The 20,930-nt window shown below is 46.2% G+C and carries 18 protein-coding genes; 2 read left to right on the top strand and 16 right to left on the bottom strand.

Annotated features, from left to right (window positions below; all coding sequences use genetic code 11):
- The first annotated feature begins 14 nt into the window (after positions 1 to 14).
- Positions 15 to 767 (top strand): cell division protein ZapD, encoded by a 753-nt coding sequence (gene zapD / locus IC571_RS00975; protein ID WP_215316874.1) that lies wholly within the window; start codon positions 15 to 17, stop codon positions 765 to 767.
- On the opposite strand, the gene mutT is transcribed toward zapD, so the two are convergent.
- The 6 genes from mutT to secA all read right to left on the bottom strand — a co-directional run bounded on the left by mutT (position 764) and on the right by secA (position 8,899).
- Positions 764 to 1,180: an 8-oxo-dGTP diphosphatase MutT gene (mutT, locus tag IC571_RS00970; protein ID WP_215316873.1), complete on the bottom strand. Its 417-nt coding sequence runs from the start codon at positions 1,178 to 1,180 to the stop codon at positions 764 to 766. The genes zapD and mutT overlap by 4 nt on opposite strands.
- Positions 1,181 to 1,190: 10 nt before the next feature.
- Entirely contained in the window at positions 1,191 to 2,048 is an 858-nt protein-coding gene (locus IC571_RS00965) for an ATP-binding protein (RefSeq protein ID WP_215316871.1), read from the bottom strand.
- A 14-nt stretch (positions 2,049 to 2,062) separates the two neighbouring features.
- The gene (gene argJ, locus IC571_RS00960; RefSeq protein ID WP_215316869.1) at positions 2,063 to 3,298 is read right to left on the bottom strand and encodes a bifunctional glutamate N-acetyltransferase/amino-acid acetyltransferase ArgJ; all 1,236 of its coding nucleotides are present in this window, start codon (positions 3,296 to 3,298) and stop codon (positions 2,063 to 2,065) included.
- Positions 3,299 to 3,381: 83 nt separating this feature from the next.
- A complete protein-coding gene (locus IC571_RS00955; protein ID WP_215316867.1) occupies positions 3,382 to 5,502 on the bottom strand; it encodes a xanthine dehydrogenase family protein molybdopterin-binding subunit in 2,121 nt (706 codons plus the stop codon).
- A gap of 11 nt (positions 5,503 to 5,513) precedes the next feature.
- On the bottom strand, positions 5,514 to 5,972 hold the full coding sequence (locus IC571_RS00950; RefSeq protein ID WP_215316865.1) for a (2Fe-2S)-binding protein: 459 nt from the start codon (positions 5,970 to 5,972) through the stop codon (positions 5,514 to 5,516).
- Positions 5,973 to 6,133: 161 nt separating this feature from the next.
- Positions 6,134 to 8,899 carry a preprotein translocase subunit SecA gene (gene secA, locus IC571_RS00945; RefSeq protein ID WP_215316863.1) on the bottom strand — a complete coding sequence of 922 codons (2,766 nt, stop codon included), beginning with the start codon at positions 8,897 to 8,899 and terminating at the stop codon, positions 6,134 to 6,136.
- 53 nt (positions 8,900 to 8,952) lie between these two features.
- On the opposite strand from secA, the gene IC571_RS00940 reads away from it, so the two are divergent.
- Positions 8,953 to 9,456, top strand: a complete 504-nt coding sequence (locus IC571_RS00940) for a hypothetical protein (protein WP_215316861.1) — start codon at positions 8,953 to 8,955, stop codon at positions 9,454 to 9,456.
- A gap of 12 nt (positions 9,457 to 9,468) precedes the next feature.
- Here the strand turns inward: IC571_RS00940 and lpxC are convergent, their stop codons facing one another.
- From lpxC to murD, 10 genes are all read right to left on the bottom strand, one after another.
- On the bottom strand, positions 9,469 to 10,383 hold the full coding sequence (lpxC, locus tag IC571_RS00935; RefSeq protein ID WP_215316860.1) for a UDP-3-O-acyl-N-acetylglucosamine deacetylase: 915 nt from the start codon (positions 10,381 to 10,383) through the stop codon (positions 9,469 to 9,471).
- A gap of 37 nt (positions 10,384 to 10,420) precedes the next feature.
- Positions 10,421 to 10,921 (bottom strand): peroxiredoxin, encoded by a 501-nt coding sequence (locus tag IC571_RS00930; RefSeq protein ID WP_215316858.1) that lies wholly within the window; start codon positions 10,919 to 10,921, stop codon positions 10,421 to 10,423.
- Between the two features lie 112 nt (positions 10,922 to 11,033).
- Complete coding sequence (ftsZ, locus tag IC571_RS00925; protein ID WP_215316856.1) at positions 11,034 to 12,377, bottom strand: cell division protein FtsZ; 1,344 nt, start codon at positions 12,375 to 12,377, stop codon at positions 11,034 to 11,036.
- 50 nt (positions 12,378 to 12,427) lie between these two features.
- Positions 12,428 to 13,657, bottom strand: a complete 1,230-nt coding sequence (gene ftsA, locus IC571_RS00920) for a cell division protein FtsA (protein WP_215316855.1) — start codon at positions 13,655 to 13,657, stop codon at positions 12,428 to 12,430.
- Between the two features lie 31 nt (positions 13,658 to 13,688).
- The gene (locus IC571_RS00915) at positions 13,689 to 14,543 is read right to left on the bottom strand and encodes a cell division protein FtsQ/DivIB (RefSeq protein ID WP_215316853.1); all 855 of its coding nucleotides are present in this window, start codon (positions 14,541 to 14,543) and stop codon (positions 13,689 to 13,691) included.
- On the bottom strand, positions 14,536 to 15,546 hold the full coding sequence (locus tag IC571_RS00910) for a D-alanine--D-alanine ligase (RefSeq protein ID WP_215316851.1): 1,011 nt from the start codon (positions 15,544 to 15,546) through the stop codon (positions 14,536 to 14,538). Before IC571_RS00910 ends, IC571_RS00915 begins: the two co-directional genes overlap by 8 nt.
- Positions 15,539 to 16,975 (bottom strand): UDP-N-acetylmuramate--L-alanine ligase, encoded by a 1,437-nt coding sequence (gene murC / locus IC571_RS00905; protein WP_215316849.1) that lies wholly within the window; start codon positions 16,973 to 16,975, stop codon positions 15,539 to 15,541. The genes IC571_RS00910 and murC overlap by 8 nt, the downstream gene beginning before the upstream one ends.
- Positions 16,972 to 18,045, bottom strand: coding sequence for an undecaprenyldiphospho-muramoylpentapeptide beta-N-acetylglucosaminyltransferase (gene murG / locus IC571_RS00900; RefSeq protein ID WP_215316847.1), 1,074 nt, complete (start codon positions 18,043 to 18,045; stop codon positions 16,972 to 16,974). The genes murC and murG overlap by 4 nt, the downstream gene beginning before the upstream one ends.
- Entirely contained in the window at positions 18,042 to 19,313 is a 1,272-nt protein-coding gene (gene ftsW, locus IC571_RS00895; RefSeq protein WP_215316845.1) for a putative lipid II flippase FtsW, read from the bottom strand. The genes murG and ftsW overlap by 4 nt, the downstream gene beginning before the upstream one ends.
- Positions 19,310 to 20,929, bottom strand: a complete 1,620-nt coding sequence (murD, locus tag IC571_RS00890) for a UDP-N-acetylmuramoyl-L-alanine--D-glutamate ligase (RefSeq protein WP_215316843.1) — start codon at positions 20,927 to 20,929, stop codon at positions 19,310 to 19,312. The genes ftsW and murD overlap by 4 nt, the downstream gene beginning before the upstream one ends.
- Position 20,930 lies beyond the last annotated feature (1 nt).

Genomic DNA, 20,930 nt, shown 5'->3' with positions numbered 1-20,930 from the left:
TAGAATATGGGCTTGTGATCGTCTACGAATACCCTTTCAATGAATTAGTTCGAAGCATGCTTCGGCTGGAGTATTTGTTCGCCCGCTTTAATCATTTCACGCGTTCAGATGATCCTGAATTACATCACAATGCCATCGCGATTTTGTTTGATCTTGGTGATATTGGTGCACGCGGTGATATTAAATCCCTACTCTTAAAAGAATTTGACCGTCAGAAATTTGCGTTAAGTGGATTAAAGACCTCGCAAAAAGTTGATCAAGAAGCCCTATCACAAACCTTAAGTGAAATTGATACGGTTGCATCCAAAATTAATCAATCGGCCGGCAGACCTAATTTAATTATTTCTGAGAGTGAATGGCTTAATGGCATACGCACTCGTCTAAATATTCCCGGTGGAACAAGTCCAATTGATTTGCCAAGTTATCACGCTTGGAAAAATAGCCCATCAACCGAACGGCGCAAGCTTTTAGAAAGTTACATTGCGCCTTTATTGCCATGGCAAGATGCATGCCAATTATTTTTGCGTTTACTGCGTCAATCAGGTGAAGCAAAAGATGTTGTTGCTCACAGCGGATCTTTTCAGCAAGCGCCTTCTGGAAAAGTCTATCAACTCATGCGTATTGCCGTTGAAGATGACACGCTCTTCTCAGAAATTAGCGCCAATAAATATCTACTGTCGATCCGCTTCATGCAGTCTGATCGAGACAAAAAAGCGCAACCTGCCAATAAAGATGTCCCTTTTAAGCTGACACTCTGTCAGTTCTAAGCCAATAAGGCTTTTAGCCTTTCCAACATTGGCCAAGCGGCCGGTAACAAAGGTTCAACGCTCGGCTTTTCAGCGCCCAAAACCTCCCAAGATAAGGCCTGTCCTTCACAACCCTTCGGGGTACCGCTCCAATTTCGAATAATGCTGACATGCAAACGGACATATGCATGCGGGTAATCATGCTCAAGAACAGTTAACTCTTCACTAGATTGGATATCAATTCCCAACTCTTCGTGAAGCTCTCGCTTTAAAGCTTGAAAAACGGATTCCCCTTTTTCAATTTTCCCCCCTGGCACTTCCCAATAGCCAGCATACGGTTTACCTTCAGGTCGCTGACCCAAAAGAAAGCGCCCCGACTCATCTATTAAGATGCCTGCAGCTACTTCAGTAATGGGTCGATTGGTTGAATTCAAAAGAATTGCTTTAAGCGTGGGAACCAGCCCAATGTTTTGCAAATTGCCAAGCCACTCGGCCTGAACGTGAGCCACGCTCTAAAGCCCAAACAAGCGCTTCAGATCTAGCCGCTTCAATTTGCGAAGCACTTAAACCAAAATGCGCTAACCAATGCGCAACGATGGCTAGGTACTCGTCTTGTTTTGGTGGATAGAAAGAAAGCCATAAGCCAAATCGCTCTGATAAAGAAATTTTTTCTTCGACGACTTCCCCTGGATGGATTTCACCATCATCACTATGCACATAGCCTTCGTTGTCCTTCATATACTCGGGCAACAAATGGCGGCGATTTGAAGTGGCATAGATCAAAATATTGTCGACTTGAGCTGAAACAGAGCCATCTAGAGCCGATTTCATGGCTTTATAGCCTGACTCACCATCTTCAAACGACAGATCATCACAGAAAATGATGAACCACTCAGGGCGATCTGCCAGAAGCTCGGTTATATCCGCGAGGTCTGCCAAATGCTCTTTCTCTACCTCCACTAAACGCAAGCCCTGGCTCGCAAACTCATGCAAACTGGCTTTAATAAGAGAGGATTTTCCGGTACCCCTTGCGCCAGTTAACAAAATATTATTTGCTGGTTTTTTCTGTATGAAATTTTTCGTGTTATCTCGAATCGCATCTCTTTGACGATCGATATTTTGAAGATCTTCAAATGTAATATCAGCAACATGCTTTACGGGCTGTAGAAAGCCGATGCTGCCAAAAATACTATCGCGACGGCGCCATCTAAAAGCAGCAGAAGATTTCCACTGTTCCTCAGTTAACGGCTTTGGTAAAAAAGTCTCTAGGTGCCCCAAAAGACGATCTAATTTTTCATTCATAGGATTTATCTTGCTTATGAGCGATAGTCCGCGTTAATGGATACATAGTCATGAGATAAATCACATGTCCAAATTGTTTGAGATGCGGTGCCACGCCCCAAATCGATCTTCACAATAATTTCGGGAGCCTGCATAACTCGCTGACCATTCGCTTCTTGATAATCAGGGTTACGACCACCATTTTTAGCCACCCAAACATCGCCAAGCCACATTTGGACACGACTCACATCCAAGTCTTGAATGCCAGCATATCCAATGGCAGCCAATATCCGCCCTAGGTTTGGATCGCTAGCAAAGAACGCTGTTTTGACCAGAGGCGAATGAGCCACTGCCTTTGCAACCAAGCGACACTCTTCTGGAGTTTTACCGCCAAACACTTCAATTGTCATGAACTTGGTTGCACCCTCACCATCACGCACAATCATTTGAGCTAATTTTCTAGCGAGATCAATTAGGGCTTCACGCACTACTGCATAACTGGGATCGCTTGTCGACTGAATGCTTACGGACGACTGACCCGTCGCCATGATGATGAAAGAATCATTGGTGGATGTGTCGCCATCAATTGTGATGGCGTTAAATGAAAGATCTGCCACCTCACGAGTGAGCTCAGTCAGTAGCCCTGGAGCAAACCCCGCATCCGTTGCAATAAAACCTAACATGGTTGCCATATTGGGATGGATCATCCCAGCGCCCTTACAGATGCCCGTTAACACCACTGGCCCTGCGGGAGTTTGAACTGTAACCGAGCTCGCTTTTGGCTGTGTGTCAGTTGTCATGATGGCTTCAGCAGCATCAAACCAGTGATCCTCACCAAGATTTGCAACCGCCTTAGGAAGCGCGCTAATAATTTTCTGAATTGGCAATGGCTCTAAGATCACGCCCGTTGAAAATGGCAAGATCTGTTCGGGGTTGAGCTTTAATTCTTTAGCTAGGGCCTGACAAGTTTCTAGGGCATGCTTCATACCCTGCTCACCGGTGCCAGCATTAGCATTGCCAGTATTTACAACCAAAGCCCTTATTTCACCTTTGGTACCATCCTGAGCCAAATGCTCACGACAAACCTGAACCGGAGCAGCGCAGAAACGATTTAGGGTAAATACGCCAGCCACCTGCGATCCAGGTGTAAGTGTCATCACTAGCAAATCTTTGCGATTAGTCTTTTTAATGCCGGCTTCTGCAATGCCCATCGAAAAGCCCTTAACAGGTTTCAGATCAGCTTTTTGAGGGAGAGGTAAATTAACGGTCATAGTCAGTTAATTGTAGATGAGGCTTAAAAACAAAGCGCGCCGTATTTGGCGCGCTTTGTTTGCTTGGCTACAGATTACCTAAATCAAGCCTTTACTGGCAATTCCCGAATACGCTTACCTGTGGCTGCCGCAATCGCATTCACCAGAGCAGGAGCAACTAATGGAACCCCGACTTCACCCAATCCCCCTGGTTTTTCTTGACTAGGGATTAAATGCACTTCAATTGTCGGAACCTGGTTTTGGCGCAGACTTGGGTAATTATTAAAGTTGGTCTGTTGAACACGACCATTTTCAATCGTAATCGCGTTGCCCAATGCAGCACCTAGTCCGTAGATCACACCACCCGTCAGCTGGGCTCTTGCTTGGTCTGGGTGAACCACGAGTCCGCAATCAGATACGAAGGTAATTTTCTTCACTTTGGTATCCGTCGACGCAGTATCTAATTCAATAACGCAGGCTGAATAGGTGTCATAACACTCCATTTGGGCGACGCCAAAGCGTTTGCTACCAGCGGTATAACCCGATTTCTTCACTGCAGTTTCAAGCACTACTTTTGCTCGTGGATGTTTATTTAATGAAGCCATGCGATATGCAACAGGGTCTTTACCTGCGGCATTTGCAGCCTCATCAACAAAACTCTCGATAGCAAAAGCATTCAATGCGTTACTCACTGAGCGCCAATAGCCTACTCGCACACCAGTATCGGTAATGACGTTGGTGATTTCCATATTCGGAATGTCATAGGTCACATTATTTGAACCCTCAACCATGAAGGGATCAAAACCATCCTTTACAAATCCTGGAAATGCCCGTGCAGTAACTGACTGCGAAACCATCTTCGCCTTCATTAGCTCTAACTGACCATTGGATCCAAGTATTCCATCAACCTGATGAATACTCATTGGACGATAGAAGTCATGCGTAATATCGTCCTCTTTTGTCCAAAGCATCTTGACAGGCATGCCTGCTGCCTTTGAGATCTCCGCGGCCTGGCGAATAAAATCGAGTTCTAGCTTGCGACCAAATCCACCGCCCAAGAAAGTGGTTTCAATAGTGACATCTTCTGGTTTGACGCCAGCTGCAGCTGCAGCAACAGCTTGACCGCCCTGCTGAAACTGAATAGGGCCAATAATTCTGCACTTTCCATTAGAAACATCTGCAGAACAGTTAACTGGCTCCATGGTGGAGTGCGCTAAATATGGCAAGAAATACTGTGCACTAACTGCTTTACCGCCTGAGGTAGATTTATTGACATCGCCAACCGTCTTAATCACCGCACCCTTTTGGGATAGTCCAGCCTCGAGAGACTTGCGAACAGTTGCATTGCTCAAGCCTGCATTTGAGCCTTCATCCCAGTTAATCTTCAGAGCATCTCTGCCTTTGCGCGCCGCATAAAAGTCTTTTGCTAACACAGCCACACCATCAGAAATTTGCACGACTTTAATAACGCCAGCAACCTTAAGCGCAGCTGATGCATCATAGGATTTCGGAGTACCACCAATTACAGGACATTGCGCTAAAGAAGCGATTGCCATTCCTGGAATCTTGACATCAATACCATAGACCGCTTTGCCGGCGACTTTTGCTGGCGTATCCAAGCGACGCATGGCCTCTTTTCCGATCACCATGAAATTGGCTGGAGATTTCAAAGCAGGCTTTTCTGGAAGGGGCAATTTAGCAGCATCTGCAGCCAACTCACCATACGTCGCCGACTTACCACTAGCGTGAGTCACCTTGCCATTTAGAGCCTTGCACTCAGATGCAGCAACATTCCATCGTTGCGCAGCGGCCTGAACTAAAACAGATCGCGTTGCCGCACCGGCAGTTCTCAGCTTATCGAATGCCTCGCGAACTGAAGTAGAGCCGCCAGTAATTTGGCCACCCAACATGGCGTTGATATAGACCGGAGCCACACCAGCAATTTCTACTTTAACCATGGAAAGTGGAAGGTTTAATTCTTCCGCAAGCAAAGCAGGCAATGATGTATAGACGTCCTGCCCCATTTCTGATCGAGCACAAATCAAGGTAATTTGATTGCTGGGAGTAATTTGAATCCAGGCATTTGCCAGAGCAGGTGCCGCACTAGCTGTGGCAGCCTCACTGACAACAGGAAGATGCATTCCGACTACAAATGCCCCGGTAACCGCAGCGCTTTGTTGAAGAAATTGGCGACGGCTAAGATTTTTTAATGAATGATTTTTCATATGCTTGCCCCTTAAGCCAATTTATCAGCAGCACGTTTGACTGCCTTCTCAATGCGGGAATAGGTTCCGCAGCGACAAATATTTCCAGCCATAGCATTCTTAATATCATCACTGTTAGGCTTTTTGTTTTTAGCTAATAAATCTGCAGCAGACATCATCTGCCCAGTTTGACAATAACCACATTGCGGCACATCAAATTCCGTCCAGGCATCCGCAAGCGCTTTGCCTACTTTTGGAGATAGACCTTCCAATGTGGTTACCTTCTTGCCAGAAGCTACTGAAACAGGAGTTGAGCAAGAGCGGATTGCCGCTCCATCTAAATGAACGGTACAAGCACCACAAAGCCCCGCGCCACAACCAAACTTTGGACTGGTGACATCCAGGTGATCTCGCAAGACCCAAAGAATAGGAGTTTCAGGATCTCCATCAAAATTAACTGCTTTGCCATTGAGAGTAAACGTTACGGCCATAGTGCCCCCCTAATCATGAATATGTAACAAGCTAGAAATCAATTTAGAACCTACAAATCATGACAGATATCGCCGATGATCGTCGCATCAAATGACTAGGGATTTCACCAAGAAAAAAGGCTCAGTAATCTGAGCCTTTCAATGGATAAGCAACAAACTGATTAAGCTAAGGCGCCGCAGCAGTTCTTATATTTTTTACCGCTGCCACAGCTACAGGGATCATTGCGACCAATCTTCGGTCCGGTGCGCACAGGCGCTGGCTGAATATCAATCAATGCACCACGATCGCCCGTTGAGCCAGCTACCTCCATATCTGCATCCGCATGCTGATATTGAAGATCTTTGAGTTTGGCCAAATCCTCATTCATGGACTCAGATGCTTGATCCAATTCGCTTGCACTACGAATTTGCACGGTCATGATGCTTTTTACGACGTCGTTCTTGATGACATTCAAGAGTTCGCCGTATAGTTCGAATGCCTCACGACGATATTCTTGCTTTGGATCTTTTTGTGCATAGCCACGCAAGTGAATGCCCTGACGCAAGTGGTCTAAGGCTGCTAAATGCTCACGCCAATGGGTATCAAGGCTATAGAGAAGAACAGAACGCTCAAAACCAGCAAATGACTCACGGCCAGCTAGATCGACTTTTGCGTCATAAGATTCTTTTGCTACCAGTAGAACGCGGTCAACGATTTCAGAATCATCAACACTTTCCGCGCCCTCAACCCATTTCTGCAGATCGACCGTTAAACCCCACTCGCTTGCTAGAACATTTTCCAAGCCTGGTAAATCCCACTGCTCTTCCATGGATTCCAAAGGAACATGGTAGGCGCAGACAGAACGGAGAACGTCTTCACGCAAATTAGCGATGAGCTCACCAACATCAGCACTTTCTAGAACCTCATTTCTAAGGCGATATGTTTCTTTACGCTGATCATTTGCAACGTCGTCATACTCCAACAATTGCTTACGTATATCGAAGTTACGGCCTTCAACCTTACGTTGAGCAGACTCAATCGAACGAGTCACCATACCCGCTTCAATTGGCTCACCATCAGGCATCTTCAAACGCTCCATCACAGCGCGCAAACGATCACCAGCAAAAATACGGAGCAATGGATCATCTAGCGAGAGATAGAAACGCGATGAGCCTGGATCGCCTTGACGTCCTGAACGGCCTCTAAGCTGATTATCAATACGGCGGCTCTCATGGCGCTCAGTACCAATAATATGCAAGCCGCCAGCGGCTAAAACTTGATCATGAATGCTTTGCCACTCATCTTGCAATTGCTTGATCTTGGCGGCTTTTTCAGCACCAGACAGGGAAGCATCCGCCTCAATCAGGGCGGATTGCTTGCCAACATTGCCACCCAAGACAATATCAGTGCCTCGACCAGCCATATTGGTTGCAATCGTGATCATCTTTGGACGACCTGCTTGCGCAATGATCTCTGCTTCACGAGCATGTTGCTTCGCATTCAGCACTTGGTGTGGCAACTTGCGTTTATCCAATAAGCCAGCAATTAATTCAGAATTCTCGATTGAGGTTGTACCAACCAATACTGGCTGACCACGCTGATAACAATCTTCAATGTCCTTGATAACAGCGTCATAGCGCTCGCGCGAAGATTTGTAAATTTGGTCTTGGCGATCTTTGCGCTGACTAATACGGTTGGGAGGAATGACCACTGTTTCAAGGTTATAAATTTCCTTGAATTCGTAAGCTTCAGTATCAGCCGTACCGGTCATACCGGCCAACTTGCCATACATTCGGAAATAATTTTGGAAAGTAATCGTGGCTAGCGTCTGATTCTCATTCTGAATCGGCACGCCTTCTTTCGCCTCTACCGCTTGATGCAAACCGTCTGACCAACGACGACCCTGCATTAGACGGCCAGTGAACTCATCAACAATGATGACTTCATTATTTTGCACAACATAATGTTGATCACGGTTATATAAAGTATGCGCACGCAATGCCGCATAAACGTGGTGCATCAAAGTAATGTTCTGAGGTGCGTATAAAGAATCGCCATCATTCAAAGCACCAATTTGTGCCAACACTTGCTCAGCTTTGTCGTGACCCTGCTCAGTCAAATAAACCTGCTGAGATTTCTCATCCACCCAATAATCGCCCGGCTTCTCAACGCCAGTGCCATCTGCCTTTTCTTCACCAATCTGGCGCTCTAAATAAGAAGGCAGTTTATTAATCTTGATATAGAGGTCAGTGTGATCATCCGCCTGACCAGAAATAATCAATGGGGTACGCGCTTCGTCAATCAAGATAGAGTCAACTTCGTCCACAATTGCGTACGCTAAGCCACGTTGAACGCGCTGACCCGGGTCTTGCACCATGTTATCGCGCAAATAATCAAAACCAAATTCATTATTCGTGCCGTAAGTGATATCAGCAGCATATGCTTCTTGCTTGGTCTTGTGATCCATTTGCGATAGATTCACACCAACCTTCATTCCCAAGAAGTTATACAAGGTTGACATCCACTCAGCATCACGTTGCGCCAAGTAGTCATTCACAGTAACAACGTGAACGCCCTTACCAGTAAGTGCATTCAAATAAACAGGAAGAGTCGCAGTTAAGGTTTTTCCTTCGCCTGTACCCATCTCAGCAATTTTCCCTTGGTGAAGCGCAAGACCACCCATGAGCTGAGCATCAAAGTGGCGCATCTTCATCACACGTACGCTAGCTTCACGCACAACAGCGAAAGCTTCTGGCGCAATGTCATCCAAAGACTCACCAGCAGCCAAACGAGATTTGAATTCATCTGTTTTGGCAGCAAGCGCGGCATCGTCCAAAGCCTTAAGGGCAGGCTCAAAAGCGGCTACTTTGGCAACGACTTTGCGATACTGTTTTAATAGGCGGTCGTTACGACTGCCGACCAGGGTTTTAAGAAGACCGATTACCATGGGATATTGAAGAAAATGAAGACCTTGAGTTTATCATCCGAACCCCATTTTTTATGAACTTTGCTCGTAAACCTTCCCGTAAGCAGACTGCCCATGAATGGGTGGATTACCTACGTGAATCCAATGGTTTAGGCGGGATTCTGGCTAAAACTGAAGGTCTTGTGAAGCTCAAACTCACCCTTGAGCAAGCATTGGCAAAGTTAGAACTTGAGCACCTCAGCTCCAAAATTGAACCAGGATGGAGCTCAAGCAAAGACAATGCGCTTTTTTTGCTGGTGAGTAGCGCTAGCATTGCGAATCGCTTGCAGCAGAATTTACCTAGCCTAATCAATGAGTTACAGAAATTAGGTACCCGATGCACAGCAATTCAGGTCAAAATAAAACCCGCATCAGCTCAGTGGGAAGTAAAACCTCGAGAAAACGCCCCACATCTAAGAGCAGCACGAGGCTTTAATGAGATTGCCAAAAAATCCTGGGAAGATCTGCTGCAAAAACTTGCACCAGATTCAGAATTGCGTAAGACAGTAGAAAGACTACTTCGGCATAAACCGAAATAAAGAAAAATACCTTCAGAAAAAGAGCGGCTGGTTTTCCTGGGAATATGCCGCAGGCGCTTTATTTTCGGCAAAAGTACTAATTTCGTAAGAACTTGGGTCTTCCAAGAGCTTACGCAACAATGCGTTATTCAATGCATGTCCTGACTTTTCAGCAACGTAAGCACCCACAATAGGGTGGCCAACCAAGTACAAATCACCAATCGCGTCCAAAATTTTATGGCGCACAAACTCATCTTCGTAGCGAAGCTCTTCATTATTCAAAATACGATGCTCATCAAGCACGATCGCATTATCTAAACTGCCACCGCGAGCCAAGCCCATCTCTCTGAGTGCTTCCACTTCGTGCGCAAATCCAAATGTACGAGCACGACCAATTTCACTACGATAAGCGTGTTCTGCAAAGTCCACTACAAATCTCTGACCGGTCTTATCTACCGCAGGGTGTTTGAAATCAATCGTGAAATCTAACTTGAAACCAAAGAAAGGCTCAAGGCGTGCAAGCTTATCACCATCACGAACCTCAACGGGTTTCTTAATCACCACAAACTGTCGTGGAGCATCTTGCTCTGCAATTCCTGCGGACTCAATTAAGAACAGGAAAGAAGCGGCACTACCGTCCATGATGGGGACTTCTTCACCATCAAGTTCGATAATCAAATTATCTAAACCCAAACCTGCACAAGCTGAAAGCAGGTGCTCAACCGTTGACACTCGAACGCCATCCTTTTGAATGACGGATGCTAAACGCGTATCGCAGACCGCTAAAGCTGTTGCAGGCACAAGAGATTGTTGTTCAGTATCGACCCGAACAAATTGAACCCCTGAATTCACTGGCGCCGGCTTAATCACAATCGTCACCTTGCGACCAGAGTGCAAACCAATTCCCACGGTTTTCACCGGAGAGGCTATGGTTCTTTGCTTCATCATGATCGTTTTTCTAAATTCAAGGGGTATTGATAAAAAATTACAGCTTCTTCAAGATAGAAGCCGCATCACTTACTTCAAATTTTCCAGGCGCTTCACGATCTAAAGATTTCACTACGCCATCTTCAATAATCATGGCATAACGATCTGATCGAACACCCAAGCCACGAGCTGTTAAATCCAGCTCCAAGCCTAATTTTTTGGTGAACTCGGCACTACCATCACCTAGCATACGAACTTTCTTGCCTACCTTTTGGTCACGCCCCCATGCGCCCATTACGAAAGGATCATTTACGGAAACACACCAAATTTCATCTGCGCCTTTAGCCTTAATAGCATCGTAATTCTCAACATATCCTGGAACATGTTTAGCGGAGCATGTTGGCGTAAAAGCGCCAGGCAATCCAAAAATCACAATCTTTTTGCCGGCGGCAATTTTTTCAACTTCAAATGCATTAGGTCCTAATGCGCAACCCTCAGTTTCTTCATTAAAAAACTCATAAAGAGTGGCATTTGGTAATTTTTGTCCAATAGCAATCATGGTGTCTCCAATAAGTAATTGTTAGTCAGCGTGCCAACGCAAGCGCAGGATTCGTCGTCCGGAGGGGCGCTGCGCTGGCATCTTGCAATTACCTATTGTATTGAGCAGTCAATTAATCTGCTTGCTTACGCAAAAACGCAGGGATTTCATAGTAATCAGCCCCCTTGTCCAATAAGGTCTTCGCTTGCGGAGAACTGTCTGCACCTAATGTCGGCGCAGGAGTCGCTTCACGAGAGCTACGAAAAACCCGTGGCAAATCGTATTGACTGTAATCAACCGCACTACTCGTTGTTGGCTGTGACGCCATTGCTGGAGCACCAGCAGAACCCGTCATCGCCATTCCAGCGCTAGTACTTAGCGCAGAATCTAAGCTGACTTTGCTCATTGCAGCGGAAGCACTTGCAGGCGCAAAACTATTGAGGTCTGCCATAGTTGGAATCGCATCGTGCGTACCAGTTGCTTGTCTCCAAACTACTTCTGGCTGATTGCTTTGACGAGCTTGTGGATTATTTAAACCTGTTGCAACTACAGTTACACGCAAAGCATCGCCGAGGCTATCGTCATATACCGTTCCGAAGATCACGGTTGCATCATCAGCGGCATAACCACGAATCGCAGCCATGACTTCACGAGTTTCAGACAACTTCAATGAACGGCTGGCAGTAATATTTACCAATACGCCACGCGCGCCAGACAAATCCACACCTTCTAGCAATGGTGAAGCAACCGCAGCCTCGGCAGCTAAACGGGCACGATCCATACCAGAAACTGTTGCAGTTCCCATCATAGCCTTGCCTTGCTCGCCCATGACAGTCTTCACATCTTCAAAGTCCACGTTAATTAAACCTTGAACGTTGATGATTTCAGCAATACCAGAAACCGCGTTATGCAAAACATCGTCAGCACAAGCGAAGGCCTTATCAAACTCAGCATCTTCACCCATTACTTCAAATAGTTTTTCATTGAGCACAACAATTAATGAATCCACATAAGACTCGAGTTCGGTAGCGCCGTTTTCTGCAACTTTCAAACGCTTTACACCCTCAAAATCAAATGGCTTACTAATTACGCCAACAGTCAAAATGCCCATCTCTTTTGCCACTTGAGCAACGATAGGAGCGGCGCCAGTACCTGTACCACCACCCATGCCGGCAGTAATGAATACCATGTGTGCGCCTTGCAATACATCTGCAATACGAGCACGGGCTTCTTCAGCGGAAGCAGCGCCAATTTCTGGTTTTGCGCCAGCGCCTAATCCGCTAGAGCCCAGTTGCAAATTCACAGATGCCTCTGAACGCTGTAAAGCGCCAGCATCGGTGTTCATGCAAATGAACTCTACGCCGTTAACTCCGCGACGGATCATGTGTTGGACTGCATTACCACCAGCCCCGCCAACGCCAACCACTTTAATAATGGTTTTGCCAGCAACTTCTTGATCTAACATTTCAAATTCCATATACCCTCCTAGGTAAAAAACGTACTACATTGACGACGACGAAAAACAACTTAAAAATTTCCTGCAAACCATTCCTTCATGCGCGCGATCACTCCTTGCAACGCGCCTGATTGAGATACCCGACGGCCACGCAATACTTGAGCTTGGCCTTCCATCAACAAACCGATGCTTGTAGCAAAACGTGGGCTACGTAAGACTTCATGTAAATGACCACGGTATTCAGGCGTGCCGATGCGGGCAGGTCTTAAGAACACCTGCTCAGCTAACTCAACCATGCCCGGCATTAACGCTGTGCCACCGGTAAGCACGATTCCTGAAGAAACCATATCTTCATACCCAGAGTCACGCACAACACCTCTTACCAAAGTAAATAACTCTTCCACGCGGGGCTCAATGACTGCCGCCAAAGCTTGTTTGGACATTGGGCGAGGATCACGATCACCTACGCCTGGCACATCGATCATCGCCGCTGGATCAGCCATCTCTTGACGGGCAATGCCATGCGCGATTTTTAAATCTTCAGCATCAATGGTTGGAGTACGTAATGCCATTGCAATGTCATTAGTGATCTGATCACCTGCAATGGGGATTACTGCCGTGTGGCGAATCGATCCTTGGCAATAAATCGCAATATCCGTTGTGCCCCCACCGATATCAACCAATACAGCGCCAAGCTCTTTTTCATCTTCAGTCAGCACGGCTAGACTTGATGCTAAGGGTTGCAGAATTAGATCGTTTACCTCTAATCCACAACGGCGTACGCACTTCACAATATTTTGAGCAGCACTTACTGCACCAGTAACAATATGCACCTTCACTTCGAGTCGTAAACCACTCATACCAATTGGCTCGCGAACATCTTCTTGGCCATCAATAATGAATTCTTGAACAAGAATATGCAGAATCTGTTGATCCGTTGGAATATTGATTGCTTTAGCAGTTTCAAGCACACGCTCCACATCGCCCGCGCTAACCTCTTTATCGCGAATAGCAACCATGCCGCTAGAGTTAAAGCTCACAATGTGATTACCAGCAATTCCTGTAAAGACTTGCACGATCTGGCGATCAGCCATGATCTCCGCCTCTTCTAAAGCCTTCTGAATAGACTGGACAGTTGCTTCAATATTGACAACAACACCCTTCTTCAACCCTTTTGAAGCTGTTTGACCAACACCTACAACGTTAAATTGACCATCAGGCGCTAATTCAGCAACCAAGGCAACCACCTTAGAGGTTCCAATATCTAAACCAACCAATAAATCGCGATTGTCTTTACTCATTCCAAATCCTTCATTACCTTCATTGCCCCCATTACTTCAGCTCACTTTTCTTCGCATCAACATCGTTCTTTTTCAAACTTACAGAGGCAAGGTGAACTGCAAAACCATTTGCGTAACGCAAATCCACCGCATCAATTCGATTTACCCACTTTTCCTGCACTTGTGGCCAATATTTGAGCAAACGAGAGACGCGTTCTTCCGTTAGATTTTTATCTGAGCTTTCTTCATCACGACCAAATTCAACTTTCATACCGTTCGAGAGTTTGATGTGCCAGGCATAACGCTCGGTTAATGCCAAACTCACTACTTCAGCACCCCAAGGCTTAAACCAGTTATTCGCCCTCTCATATAAACTCGTCACTTCTTTGCCAGCATCTTCTGGCCCATGAAAATCAATTAGCCGCGCCCCATCAGCAACCTCTGAAACCCGACCTGCAAATAACTCACCATACTTATTGATCAGAATGCTACTTTCAGGGCCACCCCATGTACCAAAAGCTTGCTGCTCTTCAATGCTCACAATTAATCCGTTTGGCCATACTCGACGAACATTGGCATGACGTACCCAAGGCATGCTCTCAAACCCACGCTTCACATCTTCCAAACGAACACTAAAGAAATTGCCTTGCACAGTTTCGGCAACTTGACGTTTCACCATAGACTTATTGATATGCTTTAAAGATTGGCCAGTTACTGGCTCAATCTGAATCCGCCTTAAAGTAAATACAGGACGCTGACCCAACCACACCAACAAAGCAATCACCATCATTACTAAAAAGCACTTCATAAAGAAACGGCTCAGCCTCCTCATCCGATCTGGATGATTCCAGATCGGAGACATCAACATGGCGAAAATTTCGCCGAACCGATCCATGAAATTACTCATGCGATAGAAACCTCTTTTGCTTCATTGTCTGAAGCAGTAACCACAGCACTAAATCGGCATACTCAACGCCTGCAGCCTTTGCAGCCATTGGCACTAAAGAATGTGAGGTCATACCTGGAGAGGTATTCATTTCTAGCAAATAAGGTTTGCCAGTTTTTTGATCCAACATCACGTCAGCTCGACCCCAAGTACGACATCCCAAAGCCTTGTATGCAGCAAGAGCAAGCTCTTGAACGCTTTCATTCACGTCAGCCGGAAGTCCTGTTGGGCACAAGTATTGGGTCTCATCGGAAAAATACTTGTTATGAAAGTCGTAATTGGCTTGCGGTGGAATAATCTTGATGACTGGCAATGCTTCCGCGCTATCACCTTGGCCAACTAATGGACAAGTGAGCTCATCACCGACAATGCAAGTCTCGGCAACCACTTTGGTATCTAAACTCGCAGCCAATGCATAAGCGGCAGGAAGCTCTTCCGCTGACTTCACTTTAGATAGACCTAGGGAAGACCCCTCGTGAGCAGGCTTCACGATTAAAGGCAAGCCCAGATGCTTTGCAACTGCATTCCAGTCGCTATTAGCAGTTAATTCTTCGAACTCTGGCGTAGATAAGCCATTACTAATCCAGATCTGCTTAGTGGCTATCTTGTCGATTGCTAAGGCAGAGGCTAACACTCCACTACCGGTATACGGCAGTTCAAGCAATTCCAATAAGCCCTGGATCGTGCCGTCTTCACCGTAACGACCATGCAAAGAAATAAAGATCCGATCAAATTTCTCGTTTGCTAATTCAGTGGGATTACGCAATCCGGTATCGAATGCATAAGCATTAACGCCTTTAGAGATAAGGGCTTGCAATACCCCATTACCCGACATCAGAGAAATTTCGCGCTCACCTGAGCGACCACCAAGCAAAACCCCGACCCGACCAAGAGACTTGACATCGAGATTGGCAATTTCCGCCTTTACGCGATCGCCCCACAAACCAAGACTGCTCTTAGACATGCTTTGCCTCCACTAAGGTGTGTGGCAAGGCTGATATTGAACCAGCGCCCATCGTAATCAATACATCTCCATCTTTTAATATCTGATTCAGTTTTTCTGGCATCTCGGTAACGCTGGATGCAAACACCACTGCACCAGATTGCAGAAGAGATTTGGTAGCTTTATCTTCAGCCAGGGCGGCTTTCATCAAACTCTTGCCATCTGCGCCCGGAATTTTTGCTTCGCCAGCGGGATATACCTCAGTCAATACCAAAGCATCAAAATTTTTGAGCACCTGAACAAACTCACCAAAGCAGTCGCGCGTTCTAGTAAATCGATGTGGCTGAAACGCCAATACCAATCGGCGATTTGGGTATGCTCCACGTGCCGCAGCCAATGTTGCAGCCATTTCTACTGGGTGATGGCCGTAATCATCAATCAATGTGAAGCTACCGCCGGACACTAAGGAAACATCACCATGTCTTTGGAATCGACGACCAACGCCACCGAACTCAGATAAGGCTTTTGTAATAGCTTCATCGCCAACACCTAACTCGGTTGCAATACCAATTGCAGCCAAAGCATTGCGAACGTTATGCAATCCCGGGAGATTCAAGGTTACATTGAGTGGTCCTGGCTTGTTACCATGACGGCGGACAGTACGGCGCTCTACTGTGAAGTGCATTCGAGTGTCATCAGCACGAACATTGCTTGCACGAATGTCAGCATCTTCAGATAAACCATAGCGTAATACGGGTTGCGAAACAAACGGGATGATGTCGCGCACACTCGCATCATCAATGCACAAAACAGCTACACCATAGAATGGCATCCGCTGAATAAACTGCACAAAAGCTTGTTTCAACCTCGCCATATCGTGCTGGTAGGTATCCATATGATCAGCATCGATATTGGTTACTACTTCCATAGCTGGGAATAGTTGCAAGAAAGATGCATCTGATTCATCGGCCTCAACCACAATAAAGTCGCCTTGACCCAAACGCGCATTTGCTCCAGCAGAATTTAATTTTCCGCCAATCACAAATGTGGGGTCCAAACCACCTTCTGCTAATACAGAAGCAACTAAGCTCGTGGTGGTCGTTTTTCCGTGAGTGCCAGCGATCGCAATACCTTGTTTTAAGCGCATTAGCTCGCCCAACATCACAGCACGTTGAATCACCGGAATCTTGGCGGCTCTCGCAGCCAATACTTCTGGGTTATTGCCTGCTACTGCAGTTGAAATGACAACCGCCTCCGCAGTGCCTACATTCTTTGGATCATGGCCAATCTGAATAACTGCGCCTAACTCTCTCAAACGTTTTGTCGTTGCGCTTTCTGCTAAATCAGAGCCTGAGACTTGATATCCAAGATTGAGTAGCACCTCAGCGATGCCACTCATGCCGGCACCACCAATTCCGATAAAGTGAATTTGCTGAACGATGTGTTTCATATACCTACTCCCGCACAATCAGCGCACACTTCAGCAACACGCTGAGTTGCATGTGGCTTAGCCAAAGCATGAGCGCGAACCGCCATCTGCTTGAGATCCTCACGTTGAAAGCTTTGAATCATTGCAGCTAGATCCTGAGGGTTTAATTGTTTTTGTGGCAATAGAACAGCTGCATTGGCGTCTGATAAAAAACGTGCGTTTGCAGTTTGATGATCATCAATTGCATGCGGAAATGGAATCAAACAAGAAGCCACGCCACAAGCTGCTAATTCAGAGACGGTCATTGCACCAGAGCGACAAATAACCAAATCAGCCTGAGCATAGGCATTTGGCATATCGTCGATAAAGGGACGAATGTCTGCCTCAACCCCGCACTCTGCATATCGGGCCTGCAAATCCGCCAGATGTTTATCGCCCGCCTGATGAATCACCTTAGGGCGAGTCTCTTTGGAAATCAAAGCTAATGCAGCAGGAATATTTTTATTGAGTGCAGCAGCACCTAGACTGCCGCCAACAACCAAGATTGAAAGCGGGCCTTGACGCTGTTCATAGCGCAAAGCAGGTGCCGGCATATTGTCAAACTCTTGCCGAATAGGATTGCCAACCCACTCTGCTTTGTCCATCGTATTCGGAAAACCAGTTAGGGTGCGCATGGCAACTTTGGCTAACGCACGATTTGCACTACCCGCTACAGAATTGGATTCATGTAACACCAATGGGCGCTTCAAAAGCTTACTCACTAGACCGCCCGGGAATGTAATGTATCCGCCCATACCCAATACAACACTGGGTTTGAGACGACGCATAATGTTCCAACTTTGATAACAGGCGCGCGCCAAATTGATTGGAAGCATCAACTTGGCTTTTAAGCCCTTACCACGCAAACCACCAAACTCCACTGCTTCAAAAGGAAAATCGCAAGACTGAACCAAGCGATATTCCATGCCTTTTTGATTACCTAGCCATGAAACATTCCAACCACAAATCCGCAAATACTCGGCGACAGCCAATCCTGGGAAGATATGCCCACCAGTACCACCAGCCATCACTAATATTGAGGGTCTTGTCACAGTTTCCCTCCGCGCATCAAAATGCGATTCTCATAATCAATACGCAATAGCATTGCTATTGCAACTGCATTCATCAAAATGCCGGAGCCACCATAACTTACCAATGGCAATGTCAGACCTTTTGTTGGCAGTAAACCTAAGTTCACGCCCATATTGATAAATGCTTGCCAACCAACCCAAATAGCTACACCCTTAGCGGCTAAGCCTGCAAAACTTCGATCCAATTGCAAAGCGGTACGGCCAATCATGAAAGCACGGCGCACAATCCAATAAAACAAGAAGATCATGACAACGACGCCAACAAAACCCAGTTCTTCACCAATTACGGCCATGATGAAGTCGGTATGCGCTTCAGGTAAGTAATGCAGCTTTTCAACGCTACCGCCCAGCCCGGTCCCAAACCATTCACCTCTCCCGAATGCCATTAACGAGTGTGTTAACTGGTAGCCCTTGTTTGCAGCGTTATCCACCTGCCAAGGGTCCATAAAGGCCAGCATACGACCACGTCTAAATGGCGAGAGCGCAATCATGGCAGCCCCACTAAGCAAACCAACCACAATCAAGCCACCAAATAATTTGGCATTGATTCCACCCAAGAACAAAATACCAAATGCAATCAACGCTACTACTACAAAAGCACCCATGTCCGGCTCTTTCATCAAGAGGCCACCAACAAGGGCAACAGCAATACCCATAGGCAACATTCCTTTCGAAAAGGAATGTAGATATTCTTGACGTTGCACTGTGTAGCTTGCGGCAAAAATAACCGCAGCGAATTTCATTAACTCTGAAGGCTGAAAATTCATTACACCTAATGGGATCCAGCGCTTAGCCCCATTAACGCCTTTACCGATACCCGGAATCAACACAGCAATCAGCAAGATCACTGTAAAACCAAAAATGACTGGGGAATAACGATCCCATACTTTACTGGGAATCTTGAATGCCCAAATACCGACCCCAATTGCAATTGCCAGAGAAATCAAGTGACGAATTAGAAAGAAGTTACTACTGTAGTTCGCATACTTAGGCCCGTCAGCCAAGGTAATCGAAGCTGAATAAACCATGACTAGGCCAATCAGCATGAGCGATAAAACAGCCCAAACCAGCAATTGGTCGTATTCCATCATGCGTGAACGTGTTTGCTCAACTCCAGAAACCGCATCACGCAAACCTGTACGGAAATTATCAATACCACCTCTAGAAAAATTCCAGAAGCGATCCAAACCAAGGCGGTTTTGAGGAAATAATTTTTCTTTTAAGCTCATGCCTGAGCTCCTTCAAAACGCATTCCCAGCTCTTCTACTTCCGAGACAAAAACCTGAGCGCGCTCAACATAATCTCGGAACTGATCGAAGCTTGCACATGCTGGAGAAAGAAGCACTAAATCACCAGATACGGCTTGAGCTGCAGCAGCACTTACAGCAGTAGATAAATTTCCACTGATAACGCAAGGAACATCACTACCAATTGCTTGGGCAATTTTTTCACCATCATTGCCAATCAGGAAAACCCCTTTAACAAATCGGAGTGCTGGTTCGCGTAGAGGGCTAAAGTCCTGCCCCTTGCCATCACCTCCAGCAATTAACCAGATTCGCTTGCCAGCCTCATTGCTACCCAAGCCATTCAGAGCAGCTACTGTTGCGCCAACATTTGTTCCCTTGCTGTCATCAACATATTCGACGTCGTTTACTACTGCAATACTTTGAACACGGTGAGGTTCACCATGGTAATCACGTAAACCATGCAACAAAACATTTAAGGGCAAATTGGCTGCGCGCGCCAAGGCAAGCGCAGCCAAAGCATTTAACGCATTGTGGCGACCACGTATACGCAATGCATCTGCCGGAATCAAACGCTTCATACGTAAGGGTTCTTCTTCAACGACAGTAGACTTACGGCGACGTTTTGGCTGTGGCTCAATATCCTCATCTACCTCAGCCCAAACCAACCAATCAATTCCACCAGCACGTAAATCATGCTCAATGCCGAAAGCACCCTGCTCATCGGGACTATTGGAACCAAAGGTCACGATAGCTCTCTCTGATTTTTGCTCATCAGTGAGAAGGTTCATTACTAGGGAATCATCTCGATTTAAAACACAAATCGTATTACTACCGAATATCTTGCCTTTAGCTTGCGCATAAGAAGACATATCTCCATGCCAATCTAAATGGTCTTGAGTGATATTTAAAACGGTGGCGGCTGTCGCATTAAGCGAATCGGTGTAAACCAACTGGAAACTAGAAAGCTCTAACACCCAAACATCAGGCATATCTTCAATTTGATCAGCAGCATCCAAGCAAGCCATTAACTTATCAAGCGCTGCTGGGCTGATATTTCCAGCAACGGCTACTTTCTTACCAGCGCGCTCGCATAACTGACCCGTCAAAGCAGTTGTTGTGGTCTTACCATTTGTGCCAGTAATAGCAAGCACTGATGTTGCATAACTAGACTGTTTTTCAAGCGCAATATGTTCCATTGCAGAAATTGCACGAGCAAAAAATTCAATTTCACTCCAAACATCAACCCTAACCTTACGAGCTTTTACTAAAAATGATTCTGTTGGCTCTTGTAGTGGAGAAAGACCAGGACTAATGCCAATAACGTCAATGTCATTGAGTAAGTCATCGCCCAATGGGCCAAAGCAAGCCTCTTTCAAACCTGCGAACTCTAGCTCTGCAAGCCAAGCCAATTGATGCTCTGACAAATTCGTGCGTTCGCGGGTATCTGCAAGCCTTACAAATGCACCGTTTCGCAAACACCATTTCGCCATCGCCACGCCAGACTCGCCCAATCCCAAAATCAGAAAGCGATGTGGCGCCTCGTAGCCTGAATCTGCTACTGCAGCGGGATTTGCGAAGACGTTAACTAAATTCAACATA

It is taken from the genome of Polynucleobacter sp. MWH-UH2A (assembly GCF_018687195.1).
Lineage (GTDB): Bacteria > Pseudomonadota > Gammaproteobacteria > Burkholderiales > Burkholderiaceae > Polynucleobacter.
Note: the sequence above shows the minus strand (reverse complement) of the source record. Positions and strands in the feature narration are given on the sequence as shown.

Excerpts from the sequence above, each read along its gene's own strand:
- IC571_RS00965 (WP_215316871.1), bottom strand. The coding sequence starts at position 2,048 with ATGAATGAAAAATTAGATCGTCTTTTGGGGCACCTAGAGACTTTTTTA.
- argJ (WP_215316869.1), bottom strand. The coding sequence starts at position 3,298 with ATGACCGTTAATTTACCTCTCCCTCAAAAAGCTGATCTGAAACCTGTT.
- IC571_RS00955 (WP_215316867.1), bottom strand. The coding sequence starts at position 5,502 with ATGAAAAATCATTCATTAAAAAATCTTAGCCGTCGCCAATTTCTTCAA.
- IC571_RS00950 (WP_215316865.1), bottom strand. The coding sequence starts at position 5,972 with ATGGCCGTAACGTTTACTCTCAATGGCAAAGCAGTTAATTTTGATGGA.
- secA (WP_215316863.1), bottom strand. The coding sequence starts at position 8,899 with ATGGTAATCGGTCTTCTTAAAACCCTGGTCGGCAGTCGTAACGACCGC.
- IC571_RS00940 (WP_215316861.1), top strand. The coding sequence starts at position 8,953 with ATGAACTTTGCTCGTAAACCTTCCCGTAAGCAGACTGCCCATGAATGG.
- lpxC (WP_215316860.1), bottom strand. The coding sequence starts at position 10,383 with ATGATGAAGCAAAGAACCATAGCCTCTCCGGTGAAAACCGTGGGAATT.
- IC571_RS00930 (WP_215316858.1), bottom strand. The coding sequence starts at position 10,921 with ATGATTGCTATTGGACAAAAATTACCAAATGCCACTCTTTATGAGTTT.
- ftsZ (WP_215316856.1), bottom strand. The coding sequence starts at position 12,377 with ATGGAATTTGAAATGTTAGATCAAGAAGTTGCTGGCAAAACCATTATT.
- ftsA (WP_215316855.1), bottom strand. The coding sequence starts at position 13,657 with ATGAGTAAAGACAATCGCGATTTATTGGTTGGTTTAGATATTGGAACC.
- IC571_RS00915 (WP_215316853.1), bottom strand. The coding sequence starts at position 14,543 with ATGAGTAATTTCATGGATCGGTTCGGCGAAATTTTCGCCATGTTGATG.
- IC571_RS00910 (WP_215316851.1), bottom strand. The coding sequence starts at position 15,546 with ATGTCTAAGAGCAGTCTTGGTTTGTGGGGCGATCGCGTAAAGGCGGAA.
- murC (WP_215316849.1), bottom strand. The coding sequence starts at position 16,975 with ATGAAACACATCGTTCAGCAAATTCACTTTATCGGAATTGGTGGTGCC.
- ftsW (WP_215316845.1), bottom strand. The coding sequence starts at position 19,313 with ATGAGCTTAAAAGAAAAATTATTTCCTCAAAACCGCCTTGGTTTGGAT.
- murD (WP_215316843.1), bottom strand. The coding sequence starts at position 20,929 with ATGTTGAATTTAGTTAACGTCTTCGCAAATCCCGCTGCAGTAGCAGAT.